A 273-nucleotide genomic window follows, 5' to 3' on the forward strand; every position below is an offset into this window, starting at 1 on the left:
CATTTATTAGTTGAAGGTCCTCCTGGTTTAGCCAAAACTCGTGCAGTAAAAGCATTATGTGATGGAGTAGAAGGCGAGTTTCATCGTATTCAGTTCACTCCCGATTTATTGCCTGCCGATTTAACTGGCACTGATATTTATCGTCAGCAAACAGGGACATTCGAATTTGAAGCGGGGCCAATTTTCCATAATCTAATCCTAGCAGATGAAATTAATCGTGCTCCAGCTAAAGTTCAGTCAGCGCTATTAGAAGCCATGGCTGAAGGCCAGGTT

1 protein-coding gene is annotated in these 273 nt (G+C 42.9%); it reads left to right on the forward strand.

Going from position 1 to position 273, the window contains the following annotated elements:
- On the forward strand, window positions 1-273 hold a 273-nt coding region (locus AAEZ02_RS22485), incomplete at both ends, for an AAA family ATPase (protein ID WP_351125265.1).

This window comes from Shewanella sp. T24-MNA-CIBAN-0130, from assembly GCF_040310185.1.
In the GTDB taxonomy this organism is placed as follows: domain Bacteria; phylum Pseudomonadota; class Gammaproteobacteria; order Enterobacterales; family Shewanellaceae; genus Shewanella; species Shewanella psychromarinicola.